This window comes from Glutamicibacter sp. M10, assembly GCF_025452055.1.
Taxonomy (GTDB): Bacteria; Actinomycetota; Actinomycetes; order Actinomycetales; family Micrococcaceae; genus Glutamicibacter.
This window is the reverse complement of sequence record NZ_CP104918.1, coordinates 1,221,012-1,241,985: the sequence shown is the minus strand read 5'-3', so window position 1 is coordinate 1,241,985 and position 20,974 is coordinate 1,221,012. Positions and strand designations below refer to the sequence as shown.

The following is a 20,974-nucleotide window of genomic DNA, read 5'->3' as shown; positions in this document are numbered from 1 at the left end:
GCTAACCCGGCTAGATCGATTCGGTACGAAATTCGATCATCGCATCAATGAGCCAACGCGCGGTGTGCTCGGTGAAGGAAGCTCGCGGCATGATCCGCCAGCTTTCTTCACCGGTACGCCAGAGCAATACTGGAATGTTAGCCAGTGATGTAGTGATCGCGTGATTCACCGCAAATGCTCGTGGATGAAGATCTGCCGGACAGCTCTTGCGTAGCACCAGCGGGGCTTTAGCGCCGGTAAGTTCCAGCACGCTGCGGTTGGCCGAAAGGTCCACTACCTGTCCTGGATTTTCCCCTAGAGCTTGATCGAGTTTAGCCGCCAGTTGCGCATCCTCCGGGGCCGCCACCAAGAACTCGTCCGGGCCCAACCAGAGCACTGCCACGGTATCCACTTCACCACGCACCTCTCCGACCTTTTGAGGCAAACCCACACCGGTAGCTGTTGCCACGGCGTCAAAGCCAGCACTGCCCGGTGCACAACGCACCGAGACCTTGGTGCTGAAGGCAACTTCACTCAACGACAATGCCCCGGGCACCGAAGCGTCAGCCATTTCTTGGTACAGGTGCGCTGCAGGGGACACACGTGTTTCATTTTTGATCAAAGTGTCATTAGCCATCTCGACGGCTTCCTTCCGGGTCAAAGAGGACGGTTTCACCGATGGTGACCTCAACAAGCTGGCCATTTACCGGGGTTCGCAGGGTTTCACCAATGCGGTTGCGCCCATTTTTGATTAGCGCCAAACCAAAGGTTCGGCCCAATGCAGCCGAGTTATAGGAGCTGGTGACCCAGCCGTCCATTGGGGTGATCCCCTCGGCAGCCAGTTCCTCCACCGATACCAGTGCTGCACCTTCTGGCAAGAGTAGGTTCTTATCTACCGGCAACACCGAGACCAGGTGCTTGCGGTCCTCGCGCTGGTTATCTGCTCGTGAGTAGGAGCGGTTACCGACAAAGTCCTTAAGCTTGGAAACAACCCAATCCATACCGGCATCTTGCGGGGTGACCGTACCGTCGGTGTCCTGACCGACAATAATGAAGCCCTTTTCTGCACGCAGTACGTGCATGGTTTCGGTGCCATAGGGGGTGATACCAAATTCTTGGCCGGCCTCGTACACGTCCTGCCAAACCTTGAGTCCATGCCAAGCCGGGATGGCAATTTCAAAGGCTAATTCTCCAGAGAAGGAGATGCGCGATAGTCGTGCTTCAATCCCGGAATCCAGCACGATGTCTTGGAATGCCATGAACTTAAAAGCTTCGTTGGAGACATCAACGCTGGAGGCGAGCTTGGCGATTACTTCGCGGGACTTTGGCCCCACTACTGCTACGGTGGCTAGCTGTTCGGTCACCGAGGTGCACACCACGTCCAGCTCTGGCCATTCGGTCTGCAACCATTCTTCCAACCAGTCCAGTACCGCCGCAGCGTTACCGGTGGTGGTGTGCATCAAGAAGCGATCTTCAGCCAAACGCAGGGTTACACCATCATCAAAGATCATGCCGTCGGGCTTGCACATCACGCCGTAGCGCCCCATGCCAACCTTGAGCTTGGTGTAGCCGTTGGTGTAGATGCGGTTCAGGAATTCTGCGGCGTCTGCTCCGCGAATTTCAATTTTGCCTAAGGTGGTGGCATCAAGCATGCCCACCGATTCACGTACGGCCTTGGACTCACGGTAAACCGCGGTTTCCATGTCTTCGCCGGCTTGTGGGTAGTACCAAGGGCGCTTCCACTGTCCAACATCTTCAAATTCTGCCCCGTGCTCTACATGCCAGGAATGCATGGCGGTCAACCGTGCAGGATCCAACTGGTCCCCGCGGTTGCGTCCAGCCAAGGCGGCAAATGCCACCGGGGTGTACGGGGCACGGAAGGTGGTGGTGCCAACGGTGGCCGGGTTTTCAATGCCCAGAACCGCGGCAATCACACCGATAGCAGCTACACCGGAAGTCTTGCCCTGATCATTAGCGGTAGAGATCGAGGTGTAACGCTTGATATGTTCCACCGACTGCATGCCAGCGCCTGTAGCGCGCAGTACGTCAGCTACTGTCTGGTCACGCTGCAGGTCCACAAAGTGGAACTTGTAGTTTGCTGCGTCATCACCAAATCGTGAGGGCACCAGCCAGACCGGACGGGTTTCACCCATCGTTGCATCCAGGGCCTGTGGCACCCGAGCAACGGTGTCAAAACCGGCAGCGCTCGCTGCGGCTGCACCGGTGGCAGCGCCCGTGGACAAGGCGCTAGCGGTATCAAGCAGTCCAGTCACGGCACCAGCCAAATGCTGCTTGGCTACCGCGTTGGCGGGGACAAAAGCATGAATGCTGGTATTCCAGTCCAGCTTGCCCTGGCGCTGCGAGTGCAGGTGTACTACCGGGTTGAAGCCACCGGCCACAGCCAGCACGTCGACATCAATGCGGGTTACTTCGCCCAGCTCACGCTGTTCATCTAAGGTGGCAACAAAGATGGCTGAAAGCTCCCCTCCTCATTGGCTTCGGTATCAACCACAGCAGAGCCCGAGATGACTTGCACCCCGTCGGCTACCGCTTGAGCGGCCGCGGCGGAAATGTTCTGCCGTGCATCAACCACTGCCACCACCGAACCGGAGGCAGCTAATTCGCTGACCAATTGGTAGGCAGAGTCGTTGGTGGTGAAGACCGCGATCTTCTCCCTGCACGAACCCCGTAACGGTTCAAGTAACTGCGCACCGCACCGGCAAGCATGATGCCCGGGCGGTCATTGTTTTCAAATACCACCGGACGCTCGTGGGCGCCGGTAGCCAGCACGACCTGTCCGGCACGGATGTGCCAGATGCGTTCGCGGGAAACACCGGGTGCAACCGCAGCATCGAGGTGCACGGTGCGACGTTCAACAGCCACCAGGTAGTTGGCATCATAGGAGCCAAAAACCGTGGTGCGCTGCAGGTGTGTGGTCTCCTCGGCCTGCGCCAAGTCACCGACCACTTCGCTGATCCAGTCGGTGGAATCCTGTCCATCAATCTGCTCGCCGGCAGTATCCAGAAGTGTTCCGCCAGCTTCGGGGCGCTCATCGAGGAGCATTACCCGGGCGCCGGAGCGCGAGGCTTCACGCGCTGCGGCCAAACCGGCAGGACCTGCACCAACCACCAGGACATCGGTGTGTACATGTACGTGGTCATAGTAGGCAGTGTCGGTATTTGGATCCAGCACACCCAAACCGGAGAGCAGGCTAACGGCTACGCCCTCGGTGACCGAGACGGTCGTTGCCGGAAGCATGGATTCGTTGATGTCTGCTTCATGACGAGCAGCCACGGTAATCAGTGCATTGGGCTCTTCTACCCCGGCGGCCAGAATGCCGCGCGGGCGCTTCAGGTAGAGCGAGGGACCACAGGCACGAATCCCGTTGGCCAACATCGCACTGGCGACGGTGTCTCCGCGGAAGGCGGAGATTTGGTGACCATCGATGCTCAAGTTCAGCGGTTCGTCTCGGTTGATCCGGGCACGTGAGCTGAGCTCTTCGCTCAGACGTTGCGGCTTGCTCATCGGGTGCCTCCTTGAAGCTGCTGGATCTCAGGTTGCGCCTCGCCGGCGCCATAAACGGCCAAAAATTCGTAGCTGACGGTATCGCGTAGGGCGTTGAACCACTTGCGGCAGCCACCGGAGTGGACCCAGCGTTCGGCAAAAATGCCCTTTTTATTGCCGCGGTAGAACAGGTAACGAGACCATTCTTTGTCGCTTAGCTCGGCCGGGTTTTCTGGATAGGCAACGTGTGCTTCTCCGCCGTAGCCGAATTCGTTTTCATTGCGTGGCCCGCAGTGCGGGCAGTCAATTAGCATCATGGTGGCTGCTCCTAGTGTGCGACGGCTGCCGCGCCGTGTTCATCGATCAGGTGGCCGGTTTCAAATCGTTCCAAGCTAAATGGGGCATTTAGCGGATGGGCCTCATCGTGGGCGATGGTGTGTGCCAGCGTGAAGCCAGCACCCGGGGTGCCCTTAAACCCTCCGGTGCCCCAGCCGCAGTTCACATACAGGTTCTGGATTGGGGTCTTGGAAATAATCGGTGAGGCGTCCAAGGTGGTGTCCACAATGCCGCCCCAGGTACGCAATACGTGGGCTCGGGCGAAGATTGGGAAAAGTTCCACGGCCGCTGCCATCTGCTCTTCAATCACGTGGAACGCACCGCGCTGACCGTAACCGTTGTACGAGTCAATGCCTGCACCCATCACCAGTTCACCCTTGTGAGCTTGGGAGACGTAGACATGGATGTGGTTGGACATGACTACCGTGGGGTGTACCGGTTCAAAGAGTTCGGAGACCAGTGCCTGCAGTGGGTGGGACTGGATGGGCAGTTCAAATCCGGCCATTTCGGCCAGTACCGAGGAGTGCCCGGCGCCAGCTAGTGCGACCTTGCCGGCGTTGATGGTGCCACGGGTGGTCTTCACTCCGGTAACCTTCTCGCCATCCTTGATGAAGCCGGTGACTTCGCAGTTCTGGATGATGTCTACGCCCAGCTCATTGGCTTTGCGGGCGAAGGCCCAGGCAACGTGGTCGTGCTTGGCGATACCGGCGCGTGGCTGCCAGGTGGCGCCCATGACCGGGTAGCGGATGTTGTCGCTGGTATTGATGATGGGGCAGGCTTCCTTGACCTGGGATGGGTCAAGCCATTCTGCGTCTACCCCGTTGAGCTTATTAGCTTCCACACGACGTACCGATTCGCGTACGTCGCCTAGGGTGTGAGCCAAGTTTAGAACACCGCGCTGGGAGAAGAGGAAGTCGTATTCCAGATCTTCGGGTAGTTGTTCCCAGAGTTTCAGTGACTTTTCGTAGATGCCAGCCGATTCATCCCAGAGGTAGTTCGAGCGGATGATGGTGGTGTTGCGGGCCATGTTCCCGCCAGCCAACCAACCCTTTTCTATGACTGCCACGTTGGTGATGCCGTGGTTCTTCGCCAAGAAGTACGCAGTAGCCAAGCCGTGGCCACCTCCGCCGACGATAACTACGTCATAAGACTTTTTAGGGTCCGGGTTCGCCCACAGGAACTCCGGGTGCTCAGGTAGCAGATCAGCCACAGTGAATCTCCAATCTCCGCCAGGACCATTTCAATGTATGAATTGCCGACAACTGATATATCAATCTGCAATTCACTGTATGATAGAAAACGAAACCCGGTCAATGGGTTGGCGAAAATTACGTGGATGCTACGCACAGCAGGAGGACTTCAGTGAGTGAATCTCTCTCAGATCGCGCCTACCAGATACTGCGCGACCGTTTAATCATGTTGGACATTGCTCCAGGTGAGCCGATCAATGAGGCTGCCTTGGTGCAAGAACTGAACATCGGGCGCACTCCCCTACGCGAAGCTCTCAAGCGCTTGGAAGTTGACCATCTAGTTCATTCTTATCCGCGTCGCGGAACCTTTGCCACGCGGGTGGACATCACTGAACTTGCGGCCATCACCGAAGTCCGCCTTGCCCTAGAGCCACTGGCAGCTGATCGCGCGGCAGCATTAGGCGGCGGATCGTTACGTGCCCAGATTGAACAGACCCTGCACGCCATTACGAACTTCAAGGGTGATGAGTCCCGGCGCACGCTGATGGAAAATGATTTGGCGGTACACCGGCTGATCTACCAAGCTGCAGCAAACCATCACATGGAAGAGACGCTGATCAGGTTGGACAACCTAGCTACCCGCATCTGGTGTCTGACCTTGGATCGCTTGCCAAGCATTGAAGAACACATCGCCGAACATCAGGCGTTGTTACAGGCCGTACTGGATCAAGACCCATCTACCGCCAGCGAGCTTGCCCGCGAACATATCGCCAGCTTCGAGTCTTCGGTGCGCGCAGTACTCTAGGTTCCGCCTGTCGGTGCCTCTCACCTGCCTCGCGTGAACCATCCATTCTCTTGGGCCCCTCGCCACGATTTCGGGTTCATCATGGGAAGCGATCAAGCAGGATCACTAGCGACGGTCTGGAAAGTCTCCTTCGTAGTCATTCCATGTACCTGCTAGTTCTTGCATCGCCCATAGCTGGTGCTCCACAGAAGCGTCTTTGCCCGCAAAGTCCATGACGATGTAGTTCATTGTGAACCCGTCCTGAAGCGTATCGCCGAATTCCTTGGCGCGGTCTTTGCTCTCGAATCGAAAATAGTTGGCCTCTGTGGTGCTGTAGCTTTCAACGCAATCCACCGATGCTGCGCAGGCAATTTCAGTATTTTCTTCCGGCTGAGTCGTGACATCTACTGATCCCTGGCTGTCGGAGTTTACAAGCTCCTGCAGAGTCAGAGCACGCTGCGGGTCCGCTATCGAACACCCAGCCAACGATGGCACAGCGAGAAATACTGCGCCTAAAAGGACGAGACCCGAGCGTGAATTCATTCTTTTATTTTCACACCTTCACTTGGGAAGTACACCCTACTTGCGGATGATTTACCCCGAGCAGCGAGTGTTCTTGTCATCCTGCATACACAAAGAATCCGATACCCTAGGCCAACGTTGAAGGTCCTAGGAGCCAACCAGAGGAGATCTTCGGATTCGCGTGAGGAAAAGAAAAATCTCCCGGTCAATTGACCGAGAGATCTTTATTCAAATTTGTGGAGGTAAGGGGATTCGAACCCCTGACCTTCTGCATGCCATGCAGACGCGCTACCAACTGCGCCATACCCCCAATAGAGTTGGATTCATTGATATTTCTATCGTTGAACCGAGATAAAACTCTACCGGAGGGTATCGAAAAACACCAAATCCGCTCTCAGAGACCCTAATCACAGGCCACTATTCTAATTGTCCGTGCACAGTGGTAAGAATGATCTCGGGGCCGATCGGTTCCAACAGACATTGAGTGAAAGGCGCGTTCCCATGGCCATTGGAATGACCCCATACCTTCGCTTCGCCGGTGATGCCCGCGAAGCCATGGAATTCTATAACGCAGCCCTCGGCGGCGAGCTATCGATGATGACTTTCCAGGAGGGAATGAACGACGGCAATCCAGCTACGGCTGATTTGATCATGCATTCTTCACTGTTCATTGAACGCGGAATCCACCTGATGGCCTCGGATACCCCGCCAGAAATGAACGTCACCGGCAACGGCGTCATCGCTCTAAGCAGCGACGCCACCAACACCGCCGACGACGACGTGCTCCACAAGTGGTGGGAAACCCTCGGTGAAGGCGCCACTATCGAAATGCCATTGGAGAAGGCCCCGTGGGGCGACTCCTTCGGTCAGCTCCGCGACAAGTTCGGCGTGGTCTGGATGTTCAATATTTCAGCTGTTCGCGGCTAATCAGCAACGGTATGCTCGCGGGCCGCGACAGCGTCTCGGCCCACGAGCAGGCCAATCTTCTTGGCACGCATCTGCGTAATCAAAGCAATGAGCAAGCCCAAGACGGCCAACCCTGCGCCCACCAACGACGGTGCACGGTAACCGAAGCCAGCGGAAATCACTGCCGCGCCCAAGGCCGCGCCCAAGGCATTAGCCACGTTCAGTGCCGAGTGATTCAGCGAGGCAGCTAGGGACTGGGCATGCGGTGCCGAGTCCATCAGCAGGGTCTGCAAACTTGGAATCAACAGGGACCCAACGGCACCCAAAATGAAGACCATGATCATCGTTGGGATGACCCAGCTAGCCACAGCGGCGAAGACCAGCATGGTTGCAGCCATCAGGATGCTCGAAAGCTTGATGGCACCAAACACCGACCAGTCAGCCAAGCGGCCACCAATCAAAGAACCAATCACCATGCCCAGGCCATACAGCGCCAAGGCAATAGGTACTAGGTTGATGGCCAGCCCGGACTCTTCGGTCAAGGTTGGGGAGATGTAGGAATACACCGCGAAGAAACCACCGAAGCCCACGATTCCGGTGGCCATGGCCAACCAGATCTGGGGACTCTTCAAAGCGGTAAGTTCACGTCGAATACTTGCTCCGGCTTCTACCTTGCGCCATGGAACAAAGAGCGTAATCAGTGCGGCGGTCACCAATCCGATAAAGGCAACAATGTAGAACATTGAGCGCCAGCCAGCTTGCTGTCCAAGCATGGTTACCAGCGGAACACCACCGACGTTGGCTACCGACAACCCCAGCATGACCCACGCAATGGCGCGGCCACGCATGGTTCCTGGAACCAAGCTACCGGCCAGCACACCGGCCAAGCCAAAGTACGCACCGTGGGGAAGCCCAGCAAGGAAACGGGTAATAAGCATGGTGTTGTAATCAGGAGCAAAAGCCGAGGAAAGATTTGCCAGGGTGAAGAAAAGGATCAGCAGCTGCACCGCACGCTTGCGTGGGATTTTCGCAGCCATAGCGGTCAGTACGGGCGCACCAATAACTACACCCATGGCGTAAGCGCTAATCATCAGACCCATTTGTGAGTTGCTGACATTTAGATCGGTGGCGCCTTCCTGAAGCAGGCCCATCATTGAAAATTCGGTAACGCCGATACCAAAGCCACCCATGGCCAGAGCGAGGATCGCCAATAATAATTTTCCGCCGGACAGGTAGGCAGTCATTTAGTACTCAATTCTAGGCTGTTGCTTGATCGCGGCATCCTCGGCGCTCTATTCCTATCGTAGTGACTGTGTCGAATCGCCGGGGTACTTCTCCAGCTGAAAATTACGAATCCCACAGTATTTTGTGCCACTGTTTAAGTCCTATGTCTCATGCATCGCACCAACGCCTTCCGATCTCGTTGATTATCGCGAGGATCTTTTTGTTCTGCTCTGCCTAGCGCTGGCAGGGCTCTTGGTATTCCACCAACAGATCCCCGATGTCTTGGGACTTGGACTTGTTGTAGATAATTTGGCTCCCTGGGCAGGACTGGGTATCCCGGTGCTATTCCTTATCGCTCTAGTGGTGCGTGGCCGGGCTAGCTTCATCGGCCTACTTGTTCCGGTGGTTGTCTGGGCGGTCCTGTTTGGACCAAACTTCATCCCCGCTACCCAACGTGCACCGCAGGCCGCCCTGAAAGTCGCGACCCAAAACGTGCACGAATCAGCCGGTGTGCAGGCAGCCAAGGAGCTAGCTGACGCAGGGGCAGAGGTTATTACTCTGCAAGAAATCGGCGAGGGCCAAGAAGACCAGATCAGTGAAGAACTGGCCAAATCTCATCCTTACAAGTACATGGTCAGTACCGTCGGAGTGTGGAGTGCCTACCCGCTGGAGAACCCGGAACCACTAGATTTGGGGCTGGGTTGGAATCGAGCCCTACGCGTTGATGTGAATACCGGGCAAAGTACCGTGCGACTGTATTCAGTTCATGCTGCCTCGGCACGTCCTACCGGACACGATGAACGCGACATGATGCTAGCGTCGCTGGCTAACTTCGTCTCCAAAGATCAATCAGCAAAGATTGTTGCCGCCGGTGACTTTAACGCCACCAGCACCGACCGTCACTTTGCACCCATTGCCAAGGCCATGGATGAGGCCAAATACAGCAAGTGGGGACTGGCCTTGACTTGGCCGCGCTCCCCTTCCCGATGCTGGGCATTGATCACGTGATGCTGCGTGGGGTCGAGTCTGCCGGACTTGAACGCCTAGAGATTGGCGATTCTGACCATTACGCCCTGCAAGCCACCGTCGATTTGGATAGCTAAAGCAGCTAACTTTCGCTCAGACCGGTCTGTCGGAGGGTGATGTTGATGCGTCCGGCGCCCAACTGACAGTCGGCCGGGGCGGTACCCGGATGGATCTTTGTCACCCCGTGATAGGCAAAGCGCGCCGGGCCGTCAAAGATGAATAGGTCTCCTGAAGCCAAGCGCAGTTCTTGCCAGGGACGATTGCGATTTTCCGTATTCCCAAGCCGGAAGGTTGCCGAGTCCCCGATGGAAAGAGATACCACCGGGGCGTTGATACGTTCCTCGGCATCTTGATGCATGCCCATCGTGGCGTGCTGATCATAAAAATTCACAATGGCTGCGTCCGGTTGGTAGGCGGCAGCACGTGCGGCATCACCGGTAGCTTCTGCGAGTGCTTGCTGGCCTAAACGAACCAACCATTGTTCCATGGGTGCCACTGGTGCACCGCCGAGGTCATCGGCGGTTTTTGAGTACCGGTTGGGACTCCAGTGCCAGCCCAAACTTAAAGATTGCACGCTCATGGGATGACCATTAATTTGCGTGCGGTGGGGAGGAACGGGTCCGTGTCCCCACTGGAAAAAGCGTGCGACAATCCAATCCTGCGCGGTAGGGCTTAGCCAACCGGGCAGGTGCCACGCTCCGGGACGAACTTGTCCCCCGGTGCGTTCAAAGGCACTGTCATCAAATAGTGACTCCATGTACCCAGCGTGCCTGTTGCAGGCATCGACCGGCAAGCTCCCGTGTATTCGCTCACTGAATTTTGCAGGTTGACCGGCCCAGTGCCTTGCAACACTAATCACACTAATGTCGTCGTGTTTCTTCCTACCGACTCGAAGATTTCCAGAAGGTTAACCTTTATTCGAATTATTACAGCCGAAACATTTGCGATACCTCTGGGAAAAGCTGGCACTCTAGGCTGGAAAGCACCTACTTATTCCAAGGAGCACACCATGTCATACACGAAATTCCGGCAAGGATCGAGGCAATCATGATCGGCGTTGACCTCGAACTTGCCCAGTGCATGGTGTTGATTGTTGGTAACCGCACCGCAAACAGAACCGTTGCGGGGAGCTTTTTGGCCCAGGGAAGCACACTGCTGTTCGCCGAGGATCCGCAGCAGGCCGCTGAGCTAATCGGCCAGGCCGGCTTGCTGGTGGTTTGTGATGCAGAGCCAGAACGCTTCGACCCTGTGGTGAGCACCGCGCGAATCCCGGTGATGCGCGCTCAGCCAGCTGCTCCTGCCGGTTCAATTACTCTGCTCGGCGGAGGCCCCGGAGCTTTGGATCTTATGACCCTTCGCGGAGTGCGTGCGCTGGCCGAAGCCGAAGTGATCTACGCTGACCGATTAGGTCCTAGCGAGCACCTGGCCGTACTGGCACCGCAGGCAAAAATCATCGACGCCGGCAAACTGCCGGGGCACCACAAACTTACCCAACGTGAAATTGAAGCCCAGATGATTCAGTCGGCCAAGGCCGGAGCCAAAGTGGTTCGACTAAAAGGTGGAGACCCATTTGTCTTCGGTCGCGGATTTGAAGAAGTTGCTGCGGCCACCGAAGCCAATGTTCCAGTCAGCGTGATTCCAGGGTTGAGCTCCTGCATCACGGTGCCTGGCGCAGCCGGTATCCCGGTCACCGCACGCGGGGTGAACACCATGTTTACCGTCGTTTCCGGCCATGACCCGCTGAGCCTGGATCAGCTAGAACACCTTGCCAAGCTTGGTGGCAGCATCGTGATTCTGATGGGCATGGGCACCGTGGAGCAGACCGTCTCTGGACTTCTTCAAGTAGGCATGCCCAAGGATATGCCGTGTGCCATCATCCAGTCCGGAACTACGGACATCCAACGCACCAGCCACACCCAACTTGATCAGTTGGCTGGCACAGCCCGCAATCACTCAAATCCTGCAGTGATTGTCATTGGTGAAGTTGCCGCCTTGCCACAATCACTGGTTCAAGCGGTACCTACAGAACAAATTTTGGAGACCGCCTAATGAATATCGTCAAACCTTTAGCCGGATTCCGAATTGCGGTTACCAGTGACCGTCGCTCAGCTGAACTGATTGAAGCTTTTGAACGCCGTGGCGCCGAAGTCACGCACACCCCCTGCTTCGCCTGGCCCCGCTAGATGATGAACAACAGCTGCTAGCCCAGACGCACAAACTCATCGAGGCCAAACCTCAAGTTGTGGTGATTACCACCGCTTACGGGTTCCGCCGCTGGCTGGACACCGCTGAGGCTGCTGGTATTGGTGATGACCTGATTACCGCGTTCAGCCAGTCCGATCTCTATGTTCGTGGGGCCAAAGCCCACGGTTCGGTCCGTGCACTGGGTCTTGAACCTGCCGCGTTGGCTAAGGATGGACGCAGCTCTACACTCATCGAGTTGCTTAAGGGCAAGCTTGAAGGCGCCACGGTGGCCCTGCAGTTGCACGCTGACTCGGATCACGGGATGCCGCAGCAGCTTCGTGAGCTAGGTGCCAAGCGAGTGATCAAGGTAGAGCCCTACCGTTGGCAAGACACCAGCAGCGACACCGGGATCTCCGCCTTGGTTGAAGGACTATGCGCCGCCCACTTTGATGCGGTGACCTTCACCAGTGCACCAAGTGTGCACGCACTGTTTGCGGCAGCCAATGCTCGCAATCGCTTGCCTGCCCTGCAGCGCTCACTAGCCGAGCGTGTAGCCGTGGCCACCGTTGGGCCGGTCACTGCCTCGCCTTTGGAAGAAGCCGGCATCAGCCCCTTGGTTCCCGAACGCCACCGCATGGGTGCGATGATCGGTCAGCTCGTTGAGCACCTCGGCTCGCTAGGTACCCTGCAAGCAGAAACGGTCCACGGGCAGGTACAACTACGCGGACGAACGCTGTCCATTGATGATCAAAACTGCGAGTTGACTCCCGGTCAGGCCGAATTGGTCCGGGCCCTAATCGAGGCCGGCGGCAGTGTGCTCTCTCGTGATGAGCTAGGTGCCGCATTGCCTGAGGTGAGCTCGCGTCATGCCTTGGATATGACCCTGAGTCGTTTGCGCCGGGCCTTGCCACAGCCGGAAATCATCACCACCGTGATCAAACGCGGCTACCGGCTGAACGTATAAACCACTGACGGGACCTCAATAGCTACCTGAGCTCTGCCCAAGACTAGAGTGTCTTGCAGACAGAGCACCATGTACTAAGGAGGTCCCATGGGCAGTAAGGTCCCCGCAGCCGATAACACCTTGAGGATTCTTAGGCTTTTAGCCAGCAGGAAAACTCCCACTCCGGCCGCTATGATTGCCACCTTGTTGGAACTTCCACGTTCGAGCGTCTACCAGCTACTCTCAGTCATGCTTGATCAAGGATTTATCACCCATTACCCGGAAGAAAAATCCTACGGTTTAGGCATTGCCGCCTTCGAATTATCAAGCGCCTACACCCGCCAGGAACCTCTGGCTCGACTTGGGGCACCACTAATCGCGCAGCTGGTGGATAAGGTCGGAGAAAGCGCGCATCTGGCCATCCTCCATGGTTCGGACGTTCTGTACATCGTGGAAGAACGCGCCAAGGGCCGCCCCTCACTAGTCACCGACGTAGGTGTTCGACTTCCCTCGCACCTCACCGCTTCGGGGCGTGCCATTTTGGCGGCGCTGCCCAAGTCCCAGGCCCGAGCCCTCTACCCCAATGCGGCCAGCTTTTCGGATCGAGTAGAACACTCATCGATCACCAACTATTCGCAATTGCGGCGCGAACTAGAACAGTGTGCACAACGCGGATATGCAATAGAACGCGGGGACGTCACCCCAGACTTCCACTCTCTTGCAGTGGAAATTCGTGATGCGAATAATTGGCCAGTTGCTGCTATCGCAGTCACTTTCCTCGCAGACCGCGTCCCAGAGCAACAATGGGACAAACTGCTGACACAGATCCGGTCCACGGCGGCAGCCTTGACCACGCGGATCCAAGGACGCCGACTGAGTTAGGCGTAAATACGACCTGCAGTCAAGGTTTACACTTGCGAGGGATTCATGCCGAAAGCGGTGGTTCAGCTACGTATTCAAATTCAACACTAACGTCAGCTTAAGAAGACGACACGTGGAATGTATTCTGGGCTCACTTGGATTGGCATGGAAGTATGAATCCATGGAGATTCGATACCCGCAGCCGCTCATGACCGGTGACATCATCGGCGTTACATCACCATCAAGCGGTGTTCCAAGCGAGCTCGTGGGGCGTCTTGATTTCGCTCTACAACACCTGCGAGATCTGGGTTTTGTGGTGGATCTTGGTAACTGCATGGATGGCGCTACACACATTAGTGCGCCGGTCGAACAACGCGCCGAAGAACTCATGAGGATGCTCCTTGATCCGAAAATCAAGGCCGTCGTTCCGCCATGGGGTGGAGTCACAGCTATCGACATATTGCCTCATCTGGATTTTGAGGCAATCTCCGCGGCGGAGCCGACCTGGCTTGTGGGATACTCCGACATTTCAACGTTGATCGCGCCCCTCACCTTGTTAACCGGAAATGCAACCATCCACGGCGGCAACCTGATGGACACGCCTTATGGGGTTCCCGATTCATTGCGGTCCTGGCTTGATGTCGCTTCATTATCTGCTGGTGACACTTTCAAACAGTCTCCACCAGGCGTTTACAGAATCAACGACTGGGATGACTGGAGCGTGGAGCCAGAAGCCACCGAACATGCATGGAACGGCAAGGGAACTTGGGAGCGCTTGGATGCAGGGCTCGATGAAGTGAGCGTGTCAGGTCGGTTGATTGGTGGATGCATCGAAACGCTTGCCAATCTTGCCGGCACTCCGTATCTGAGAACCGAATCCTTGCGGAACGACCCGGCCGATCCGCTAATCGTTTACATTGAAGCATCCGGCGTCGAGGCCACCACGATCTGCCGTCATCTGCACGGCATGCGTTTGGCTGGATTCTTTGACGGAGCCGCCGCCATCCTTGTCGGGCGTACTGGCGCACCAGATTCTGACACTCTCACCCAAAACGAGGCAGTTCTCGACGCTCTGGGAACGCTCGACGTTCCCATCATCGGTAACGCTGAATGCGGTCACGTTCCACCACATCTAGCCATCATCAATGGAGCCCAAGGACGGTTAGTGTTCACCGACAAGGAGCAATATTTAGCACAGACGCTGGCCTGATTCGAGCCGGATAGTTCAGTCCACTGCGTCAAAAATGGCCCCATTTCTAGTTCATGCCCCACTGACGGCTAGTGCGGCCCCTTCTAGGAGTTCGGCATCGTATGGAACTCGAAGCTCCAAATTATTGGTCATTAGCTCAAGCGATCTGTTGGACCACATGCTGCTAGGCATGTGGTCCGCCTGGCACGGCGTCGCCTTGCTGATGCTCTTGGGTTCATACGCGATTTGATGATTAGACCGGTCAGCGAATCCTGGCTGGTCCAATTCAGCGGACCCAAATTCTTACGCATTCTGAAATACCGGACAGCTCTACCTGTTCGGAGGTATTCAGTCGTTGCCCGATGGCCAATGATGTAAATAGTTAGCTACGTTACATTGTTAGGAATTGTCATGAGCCACGAAGCCCGCGTCGTCCGCGCCCCCAGGGGCACTCAACTGAATGCAAAGTCATGGGCCACCGAAGCCCCCTTGCGCATGCTGATGAACAACCTTGACCCAGAGGTGGCAGAGCGCCCTGATGATCTAGTGGTGTACGGCGGCACCGGCAAGGCAGCCCGTTCTTGGGAAGCCTTTGATGCCATCGTGGAAACGCTCAAGGATCTTGAAGACAATGAAACTCTTCTGGTGCAGTCGGGTAAACCTGTTGGCGTCTTCAAGACCAACAAATGGGCACCACGAGTACTCATCGCCAACTCAAATCTCGTAGGTGATTGGGCCAACTGGGAGCACTTCCGCAAGCTGGAAGCCGAAGGCCTGATGATGTACGGGCAGATGACCGCTGGATCTTGGATCTACATCGGAACTCAAGGCATCTTGCAGGGCACCTATGAAACCTTCGCTGCCATTGCTGACAAGCGTTTTAATGGTTCTCTTGCTGGAACCCTCACGCTGACCGGCGGTTGCGGTGGCATGGGCGGGGCACAACCACTAGCGGTGACGCTCAATGGCGGTGCCGTACTGATCATCGATGTTGATGAGGCACGCTTGCGCCGTCGCTTGTCCAAGCGATACTTAGACGATGTAGAACTGGATTTGGAGCAAGCTCTTAAAAGGTGTTTGCTGCCAAGGCCGAGGGCAGGGCGCTGTCCGTTGGCTACGCTGGCAACGCGGCAGAGATTTTCCCCGCCTTGCTCGAACGCCACAAGGCCGGTGAGTTCACCTTCGATATCGTCACCGATCAGACCAGCGCCCATGACCCACTGAGCTATCTTCCGTTGGAATTCTCTCTGGATCAGTGGCAGTCGCAGGCCTCGGCGGATCCTGCTGGCTTCACCAAAAAGCTCAAGCATCCATGGCCAAGCACGTCGAAGCCATGGTTGGCTTCCAAGATGCCGGCGCCGAAGTCTTCGATTACGGAAACTCCATTCGCGACGAAGCCAGAAAGGGTGGTTTCGACCGCGCTTTTGAGTTCCCTGGTTTTGTTCCTGCCTACATTCGTCCGCTCTTCTGTGAAGGACTTGGCCCATTCCGCTGGGTGGCTCTGTCCGGAGATCCGGAAGACATCAAGGTCACCGACCAAGCCCTGAAGGATCTCTTCCCCAACAATGAGCATCTTCATCGTTGGCTCGACGCCGCTCAAGAGCATGTCGAATTTGAAGGGCTGCCCGCTCGAATCTGCTGGTTGGGTTACGGCGAGCGCCAAAAGGCAGGGCTACTGTTCAACCAGCTAGTTGCCGAGGGCAAAATATCAGCACCAATCGTCATCGGCCGCGATCACTTGGACTCAGGCTCTGTAGCTTCGCCTTACCGTGAGACTGAAGCGATGAAGGACGGCAGCGATGCAGTTGCGGACTGGCCGTTGCTCAATGCGCTGACCGCTGCCAGCTCAGGCGCATCGTGGGTATCGATTCATCATGGAGGCGGAGTTGGCATGGGTCGCTCGATCCACGCCGGCCAAGTGTCGTTGGCTGACGGCAGCGAGCTAGCAGCCGCGAAGCTGGAAGCCTTGCTCACTAATGACCCAGGCATGGGTGTCATCAGGCATGTGGACGCCGGTTACGACCGGGCCATTGAAGTCGCCAAAGAGCGCTCCGTGCGTATTCCTATGAACGGCAAATGATCTGATGATTAGTTAGCGTGCATTGCCTGTTGATCTACTGGCAATGCACGCTAACCCTTGCTTCGTCAGCTGTCAAAGAACGAAAAATTGCGTCTGACATGGACACAATGAACGGTTTCTTAACGTGTAATGACGAATACCTCAAAGCTTCCGATTAGGTCTTGAAGGAGAATTTACTCCTGCATAGCGTGGGTCAGGTCAGGAACTACCGACCCACGGAGGACATCATGTCTGAGCAGGATTCAAACCAGCAGTTCGGAAATTTCGAGAACAACCAGTCGGAAGAAAACGACAGCTTCGGCTCGTCGAATGACCAGCAGAACGGTCAAGAACAGTCGTACGGCGGCGGCAACGAAGAGCAGTCGTACGGCGGCGGCAACGAAGAGCAGTCGTACGGTGGCGGTAACGAACAGTCGAGCGAGCAGTCCTACGGCGGTGGCCAGGACCAGCAGTCGAGCCAGGACTCCTTCGGCGGCGGTAACGAACAGTCCGGCGAGCAGTCCTATGGCGGAGGCCAGGACCAGCAGTCGAGCCAGGGCTCGTACGGTGACAGCAACAGCGAGCAGTCCCTCGGTGATGACAGTGAACAGTCCAACCGCGGATCGTTCGGTGACGACAACGAAGAACAAGGCTTCGGCAACCAGGGCCAGAACGAGGGGTTCTAATCTTCGCTCTAGCACTCGGCTGCTTTCACTGATTGCAGTTGCGGTGTTTCCGTAGAGCTAGGCTCTACGGATCCAGTTCAATAAGACGTCGCCTTGTCTCTGAATTTTCAGAGACAAGGCGACATTTTACTATCTAAGCGGCATTCGTTTCAGTGGCCGGTCGGAATGGCGCTAATTATGGGCGTCGGGTTTCCGCGCTGATGAACCATGCCTGCTGCTCTAGATCAGCAATGTACTGGTGCAAGATGTCAGCGGTGGTTGGATCCGCTTCGTCCACCGGATCATGCACTTCTCGGATGACACCCACTGTGCTCTGCAGTGCCTTGACCACCATGTCAACTGCATCTGTGGTCAGGATTTCGGTGTTAACTGGTTGCTCCAGCTTGCTGTACTTGGTGACCGTTGCAGCCAATCCATCTGGAGTGACGTGAAGTGCACGCATGCGCTCAGCAATTTCGTCTGAGCCACGGCGGGCAATGTCTACAATCTCGTCGAGGTTCTGATGTAGATCCCTGAAGTTTGGACCCACTACGTTCCAATGGATCTGTTTGCCAACCAGTTGCAGGTCAAGAAGCTGGACAAGCACGTTCTGCAAAGCGTCGCCAAGTGAGGCTGGAGCGATAAAGCCCTGCTCGGCATTTTCCTTCGTCGTTTTCTTAGCTGTGGTTTTCTTGATGTCTGTCATGGCATCTCCCTTGCATTGAAGTTGACGTTGCCGACACCGGTTGAGTTCCGGTGCACTTCTTTGCACGTTACTTCCGCTGCACGGCGATTCCGAATTGAATCAACAATTTTGAGAAGACATTCAGCAAGTGGCCATAACGCGTCAAGACTCAAAAAACTGGCGAGCAACAATTGCTCGCCAGTGATCGTTATGCTCCGGCGTCGGTTCCACCGTTCACACGGTCCAACGTTGAAGGACCGGCGACCATCCGGAAGATTCCCCATGCCATGGCCAGGCCACCCCAAATGACTCCGAGCCACATTGGAGTCAAGGCGCCGGCCCCGCTTACTGAGGCGGTGAATATGAATAAGAGAAACAAGGTGGCGATGAGTCCTCCACCAACAACAAGACCTATCCCGTGAATTTTTTAGGCATCTGTCCGCTCCAAGGTAATTCATCATTGAATGGACCACTGGATACGCCGTAACTCGTGATGGCTACAGTTCACCAGGCTGTCCTTGGACTGTTGTTCCCACATTGCCTCCCGTTCGCGCGCACTTGGCACACAGAGTTGATGATAGGTACAGGGTAGGCCTGTTTACTGCGCAGAACTAGTGGCATTTGACCTGCGCTTTCCCGCAAACGCCAATTTGATTTCTACATCGTTGATCTTTTAGCTCAGCGCAGATGGACAATGAATATTCAGACGCTAAAACCTAAACGACAAGCTACTGAACCGGGAGGTTGGCCATGGACTCATCCCTAGCAAGACACTACGGGCTCGCAGTAGCGATCGGACTTCTCGCAACCTCACTTGCAGGGTGCGTGAGAATTCAAAGCTCCTCCGAATCTGAGCCATCATCCTCAAGTTCTGCAAAAACTATTGTTCGCAGTGCAGCTCCCATTGAAGGCACTGTAACTGAGCGCCGCAAGAATCCAGAAGGTGTGGCTTCCGGAACGGGTATTGTTCCCAAAAAGACTTCAGAGGATTCCGTCCGGAAGAATTTTAAGCGGGACGAGTCTCAAGCCACCGAGAAAAAGCGCTCTCGAGAATGAACCTGAATGGCGATGGACAGATCTTCAGACTCGTTGGGAACTGCATGCAGGTGAAGAACAGTGGCTTGGCGAAATAGGAATGCTTCGGGACAAGACTGTGGCCAGTCCAATACTCTTGACCCCAACGCTCATTCTCGCGTAGATCAAGGTTTCTAAACACCGATCACACCACGTCCGGTATTTCAGACATAACCCCTGATTATCCCCCACCAACCAATCGTTACTGCCGAACAATAGAAGCTGGAGACCACCTTGTACAGTAACGAACGGACTGATTTTCATGACTTCTTCGACCCCAGTAACCCTTGAACTTCGCGGTGTCACGGCCGAGGATGTCATCGCAGTAGCCCGCCTTGATGCACACATCGAGATTTCCGCCTCGGTACTTGAAGAACTTGCTTCTGTCCGCGCTCATATTGATGCTCTGGCTTCCGCGGACACTCCCGTGTACGGAATATCTACCGGGTTCGGTGCTTTAGCAACACGCCACATTGCTCCCGAAGACCGTGCCAAGCTTCAGCGTTCACTGATTCGTTCCCACGCTGCGGGCATGGGTGCACCAGTGGAGCGCGAGGTCGTGCGCGCGCTGATGTTCTTGCGCGCCAAGACTCTGGCATCGGGCCGCACCGGCGTACGCCCTGTAGTGCTAGAAACCATGATTGGATTGCTCAACGCTGGTATCACTCCAGTTGTGCGCGAATACGGTTCCTTGGGATGTTCAGGGGATCTCGCCCCACTCTCCCATTGCGCCCTTGTACTCATGGGTGAAGGCGAAGCAACCGACCGCTTCGGTGTGCAGCGCCCAGTGCCCGAGCTGCTAGCTGAAGCCGGAATCACCCCGGTTGAATTGGCCGAAAAAGAAGGTCTGGCACTAGTCAACGGCACCGACGGAATGCTCGGTCAGCTATTGATGGCTCTGGCAGATCTTGAAGAATTAGCCGATATCGCTGACGCCACGGCAGCCATGAGCGTTGAGGCTCAGATGGGCACCGCACAGGTATTCCGCGCTGAACTACATGAGGCGCTTCGCCCGCATCCGGGCCAAGGCCGAAGCGCTGCCAACATGTATGCGTTGTTGTCCGACTCCCCTATCGTCAATTCCCACCGTGAAGGTGATGGCCGAGTTCAGGACGCCTACTCACTTCGCTGCTCACCGCAGGTTACCGGCGCGGTGCGCGACACCATCACCCACGCGCGAATGGTTGCCACCCGCGAACTTGCCGCAGCAATTGATAACCCAGTGGTTCTTCCTAGTGGAGAAGTCACCTCAAACGGAAACTTTCACGGTGCACCGGTGGCCTACGTCTTGGACTTCCTGGCCATTGCAGTAGCCGACTTGGGTTCTATCGCCGAGCGTCGCACCGACCGCATGCTTGATCCTGCCCGTTCGCGTGACCTGCCAGCCTTCCTGGCCGATGATCCCGGAGTTGATTCGGGCATGATGATTGCCCAATACACCCAAGCTGGTCTGGTCGCGGAAAACAAGCGTCTGGCAGTTCCGGCCAGCGTTGATTCCATTCCCTCCTCTGCCATGCAGGAAGACCACGTGTCCCTCGGCTGGCATGCAGCTCGCAAACTGCGCACCTCGGTAGCAAATTTGCGCCGTATCTTGGCAGTGGAAATGCTCATTGCTGGCCGAGCACTAGACATGCGAGCTCCGTTGCAGCCGGGCGCCGGCACCGGCGCGGTACTTGAACTGTTGCGCACCAAAGTTGCAGGTCCAGGCGAGGACCGCTTCCTTTCCGCTGAGCTAGAAGCTGCAGATCAGCTACTGGCAACCGGTGCGGTGCACCGAGTACTGCGAGAGCACCTTCCCGCCTAGAGAAGTAGCCAAGGGATGTGATTTCCCAGTCAGAAAAGT

At 56.1% G+C, this 20,974-nt stretch carries 18 protein-coding genes, 1 tRNA gene and 2 pseudogenes; 10 read left to right on the top strand and 11 right to left on the bottom strand.

Going from position 1 to position 20,974, the window contains the following annotated elements:
* Positions 1-10: 10 nt before the first annotated feature.
* The 4 genes and pseudogenes from N6V40_RS06075 to N6V40_RS06060 all read right to left on the bottom strand — a co-directional run bounded on the left by N6V40_RS06075 (position 11) and on the right by N6V40_RS06060 (position 5,029).
* Positions 11-616: a sarcosine oxidase subunit gamma gene (locus N6V40_RS06075; RefSeq protein ID WP_262199409.1), complete on the bottom strand. Its 606-nt coding sequence runs from the start codon at positions 614-616 to the stop codon at positions 11-13.
* Positions 609-3,504: pseudogene (locus N6V40_RS06070) on the bottom strand (sarcosine oxidase subunit alpha family protein). The gene N6V40_RS06075 and the pseudogene N6V40_RS06070 overlap by 8 nt, the downstream one beginning before the upstream one ends.
* Complete coding sequence (locus N6V40_RS06065; RefSeq protein ID WP_262199408.1) at positions 3,501-3,800, bottom strand: sarcosine oxidase subunit delta; 300 nt, start codon at positions 3,798-3,800, stop codon at positions 3,501-3,503. Before N6V40_RS06065 ends, N6V40_RS06070 begins: the two are co-directional and overlap by 4 nt.
* A gap of 11 nt (positions 3,801-3,811) precedes the next feature.
* A complete protein-coding gene (locus N6V40_RS06060) occupies positions 3,812-5,029 on the bottom strand; it encodes a sarcosine oxidase subunit beta family protein (RefSeq protein ID WP_262199407.1) in 1,218 nt (405 codons plus the stop codon).
* A 152-nt stretch (positions 5,030-5,181) separates the two neighbouring features.
* On the opposite strand from N6V40_RS06060, the gene N6V40_RS06055 reads away from it, so the two are divergent.
* Positions 5,182-5,814 (top strand): GntR family transcriptional regulator, encoded by a 633-nt coding sequence (locus N6V40_RS06055; protein WP_262199406.1) that lies wholly within the window; start codon positions 5,182-5,184, stop codon positions 5,812-5,814.
* 105 nt (positions 5,815-5,919) lie between these two features.
* Here the strand turns inward: N6V40_RS06055 and N6V40_RS06050 are convergent, their stop codons facing one another.
* Positions 5,920-6,336 carry a hypothetical protein gene (locus N6V40_RS06050; RefSeq protein ID WP_262199405.1) on the bottom strand — a complete coding sequence of 139 codons (417 nt, stop codon included), beginning with the start codon at positions 6,334-6,336 and terminating at the stop codon, positions 5,920-5,922.
* Positions 6,337-6,552: 216 nt separating this feature from the next.
* A tRNA-Ala gene (locus tag N6V40_RS06045) sits at positions 6,553-6,625 on the bottom strand.
* Positions 6,626-6,816: 191 nt separating this feature from the next.
* Here N6V40_RS06045 and N6V40_RS06040 point away from each other — a divergent pair.
* Entirely contained in the window at positions 6,817-7,242 is a 426-nt protein-coding gene (locus tag N6V40_RS06040) for a VOC family protein (RefSeq protein WP_262199404.1), read from the top strand.
* On the opposite strand, the gene N6V40_RS06035 is transcribed toward N6V40_RS06040, so the two are convergent.
* On the bottom strand, positions 7,239-8,465 hold the full coding sequence (locus N6V40_RS06035) for an MFS transporter (protein ID WP_262199403.1): 1,227 nt from the start codon (positions 8,463-8,465) through the stop codon (positions 7,239-7,241). The two genes, N6V40_RS06040 and N6V40_RS06035, sit on opposite strands and share 4 nt — an antisense overlap.
* 124 nt (positions 8,466-8,589) lie before the next feature.
* Here N6V40_RS06035 and N6V40_RS06030 point away from each other — a divergent pair, with 124 nt between their 5' ends.
* A complete protein-coding gene (locus N6V40_RS06030) occupies positions 8,590-9,453 on the top strand; it encodes an endonuclease/exonuclease/phosphatase family protein (RefSeq protein WP_262199402.1) in 864 nt (287 codons plus the stop codon).
* 100 nt (positions 9,454-9,553) lie between these two features.
* Here the strand turns inward: N6V40_RS06030 and N6V40_RS06025 are convergent, their stop codons facing one another.
* Positions 9,554-10,228, bottom strand: coding sequence for an alpha-ketoglutarate-dependent dioxygenase AlkB family protein (locus N6V40_RS06025; protein ID WP_262199401.1), 675 nt, complete (start codon positions 10,226-10,228; stop codon positions 9,554-9,556).
* Positions 10,229-10,518: 290 nt separating this feature from the next.
* On the opposite strand from N6V40_RS06025, the gene cobA reads away from it, so the two are divergent.
* From cobA to hutU, 6 genes and pseudogenes are all read left to right on the top strand, one after another.
* Positions 10,519-11,520, top strand: a complete 1,002-nt coding sequence (gene cobA, locus N6V40_RS06020) for a uroporphyrinogen-III C-methyltransferase (protein ID WP_262199400.1) — start codon at positions 10,519-10,521, stop codon at positions 11,518-11,520.
* Positions 11,520-11,654, top strand: coding sequence for a hypothetical protein (locus N6V40_RS06015; RefSeq protein WP_262199399.1), 135 nt, complete (start codon positions 11,520-11,522; stop codon positions 11,652-11,654). Before cobA ends, N6V40_RS06015 begins: the two co-directional genes overlap by 1 nt.
* Positions 11,633-12,619, top strand: a complete 987-nt coding sequence (locus N6V40_RS06010; RefSeq protein ID WP_315973804.1) for a uroporphyrinogen-III synthase — start codon at positions 11,633-11,635, stop codon at positions 12,617-12,619. The genes N6V40_RS06015 and N6V40_RS06010 overlap by 22 nt, the downstream gene beginning before the upstream one ends.
* An 87-nt stretch (positions 12,620-12,706) precedes the next feature.
* Positions 12,707-13,480 carry an IclR family transcriptional regulator gene (locus N6V40_RS06005; RefSeq protein ID WP_262199398.1) on the top strand — a complete coding sequence of 258 codons (774 nt, stop codon included), beginning with the start codon at positions 12,707-12,709 and terminating at the stop codon, positions 13,478-13,480.
* A 160-nt stretch (positions 13,481-13,640) separates the two neighbouring features.
* Positions 13,641-14,669, top strand: a complete 1,029-nt coding sequence (locus tag N6V40_RS06000) for a S66 family peptidase (protein WP_262199397.1) — start codon at positions 13,641-13,643, stop codon at positions 14,667-14,669.
* A 390-nt stretch (positions 14,670-15,059) separates the two neighbouring features.
* Positions 15,060-16,728 (top strand): annotated as a pseudogene (gene hutU / locus N6V40_RS05995) (urocanate hydratase).
* A 242-nt stretch (positions 16,729-16,970) separates the two neighbouring features.
* Here hutU and N6V40_RS05990 read toward each other — a convergent pair.
* From N6V40_RS05990 to N6V40_RS05980, 3 genes are all read right to left on the bottom strand, one after another.
* Positions 16,971-17,408 (bottom strand): hypothetical protein, encoded by a 438-nt coding sequence (locus N6V40_RS05990; protein WP_262199396.1) that lies wholly within the window; start codon positions 17,406-17,408, stop codon positions 16,971-16,973.
* A 160-nt stretch (positions 17,409-17,568) separates the two neighbouring features.
* Positions 17,569-18,078, bottom strand: a complete 510-nt coding sequence (locus N6V40_RS05985; protein ID WP_131089098.1) for a Dps family protein — start codon at positions 18,076-18,078, stop codon at positions 17,569-17,571.
* Between the two features lie 187 nt (positions 18,079-18,265).
* Positions 18,266-18,436, bottom strand: a complete 171-nt coding sequence (locus tag N6V40_RS05980; RefSeq protein WP_262199395.1) for a hypothetical protein — start codon at positions 18,434-18,436, stop codon at positions 18,266-18,268.
* Between the two features lie 957 nt (positions 18,437-19,393).
* On the opposite strand from N6V40_RS05980, the gene hutH reads away from it, so the two are divergent.
* Positions 19,394-20,935 (top strand): histidine ammonia-lyase, encoded by a 1,542-nt coding sequence (hutH, locus tag N6V40_RS05975; protein ID WP_242632488.1) that lies wholly within the window; start codon positions 19,394-19,396, stop codon positions 20,933-20,935.
* Positions 20,936-20,974 lie beyond the last annotated feature (39 nt).

What these genes read in the sequence shown, in the direction of transcription:
- N6V40_RS06050 (WP_262199405.1), bottom strand. Translation starts at nt 6,336, where the DNA reads ATGAATTCACGCTCGGGTCTCGTCCTTTTAGGCGCAGTATTTCTCGCT.
- N6V40_RS06075 (WP_262199409.1), bottom strand. Translation starts at nt 616, where the DNA reads ATGGCTAATGACACTTTGATCAAAAATGAAACACGTGTGTCCCCTGCA.
- N6V40_RS06025 (WP_262199401.1), bottom strand. Translation starts at nt 10,228, where the DNA reads ATGGAGTCACTATTTGATGACAGTGCCTTTGAACGCACCGGGGGACAA.
- N6V40_RS06000 (WP_262199397.1), top strand. Translation starts at nt 13,641, where the DNA reads ATGGAGATTCGATACCCGCAGCCGCTCATGACCGGTGACATCATCGGC.
- hutH (WP_242632488.1), top strand. Translation starts at nt 19,394, where the DNA reads ATGACTTCTTCGACCCCAGTAACCCTTGAACTTCGCGGTGTCACGGCC.
- N6V40_RS06015 (WP_262199399.1), top strand. Translation starts at nt 11,520, where the DNA reads ATGAATATCGTCAAACCTTTAGCCGGATTCCGAATTGCGGTTACCAGT.
- N6V40_RS06040 (WP_262199404.1), top strand. Translation starts at nt 6,817, where the DNA reads ATGGCCATTGGAATGACCCCATACCTTCGCTTCGCCGGTGATGCCCGC.
- N6V40_RS06035 (WP_262199403.1), bottom strand. Translation starts at nt 8,465, where the DNA reads ATGACTGCCTACCTGTCCGGCGGAAAATTATTATTGGCGATCCTCGCT.
- N6V40_RS06005 (WP_262199398.1), top strand. Translation starts at nt 12,707, where the DNA reads ATGGGCAGTAAGGTCCCCGCAGCCGATAACACCTTGAGGATTCTTAGG.
- cobA (WP_262199400.1), top strand. Translation starts at nt 10,519, where the DNA reads ATGATCGGCGTTGACCTCGAACTTGCCCAGTGCATGGTGTTGATTGTT.
- N6V40_RS05985 (WP_131089098.1), bottom strand. Translation starts at nt 18,078, where the DNA reads ATGACAGACATCAAGAAAACCACAGCTAAGAAAACGACGAAGGAAAAT.
- N6V40_RS06065 (WP_262199408.1), bottom strand. Translation starts at nt 3,800, where the DNA reads ATGATGCTAATTGACTGCCCGCACTGCGGGCCACGCAATGAAAACGAA.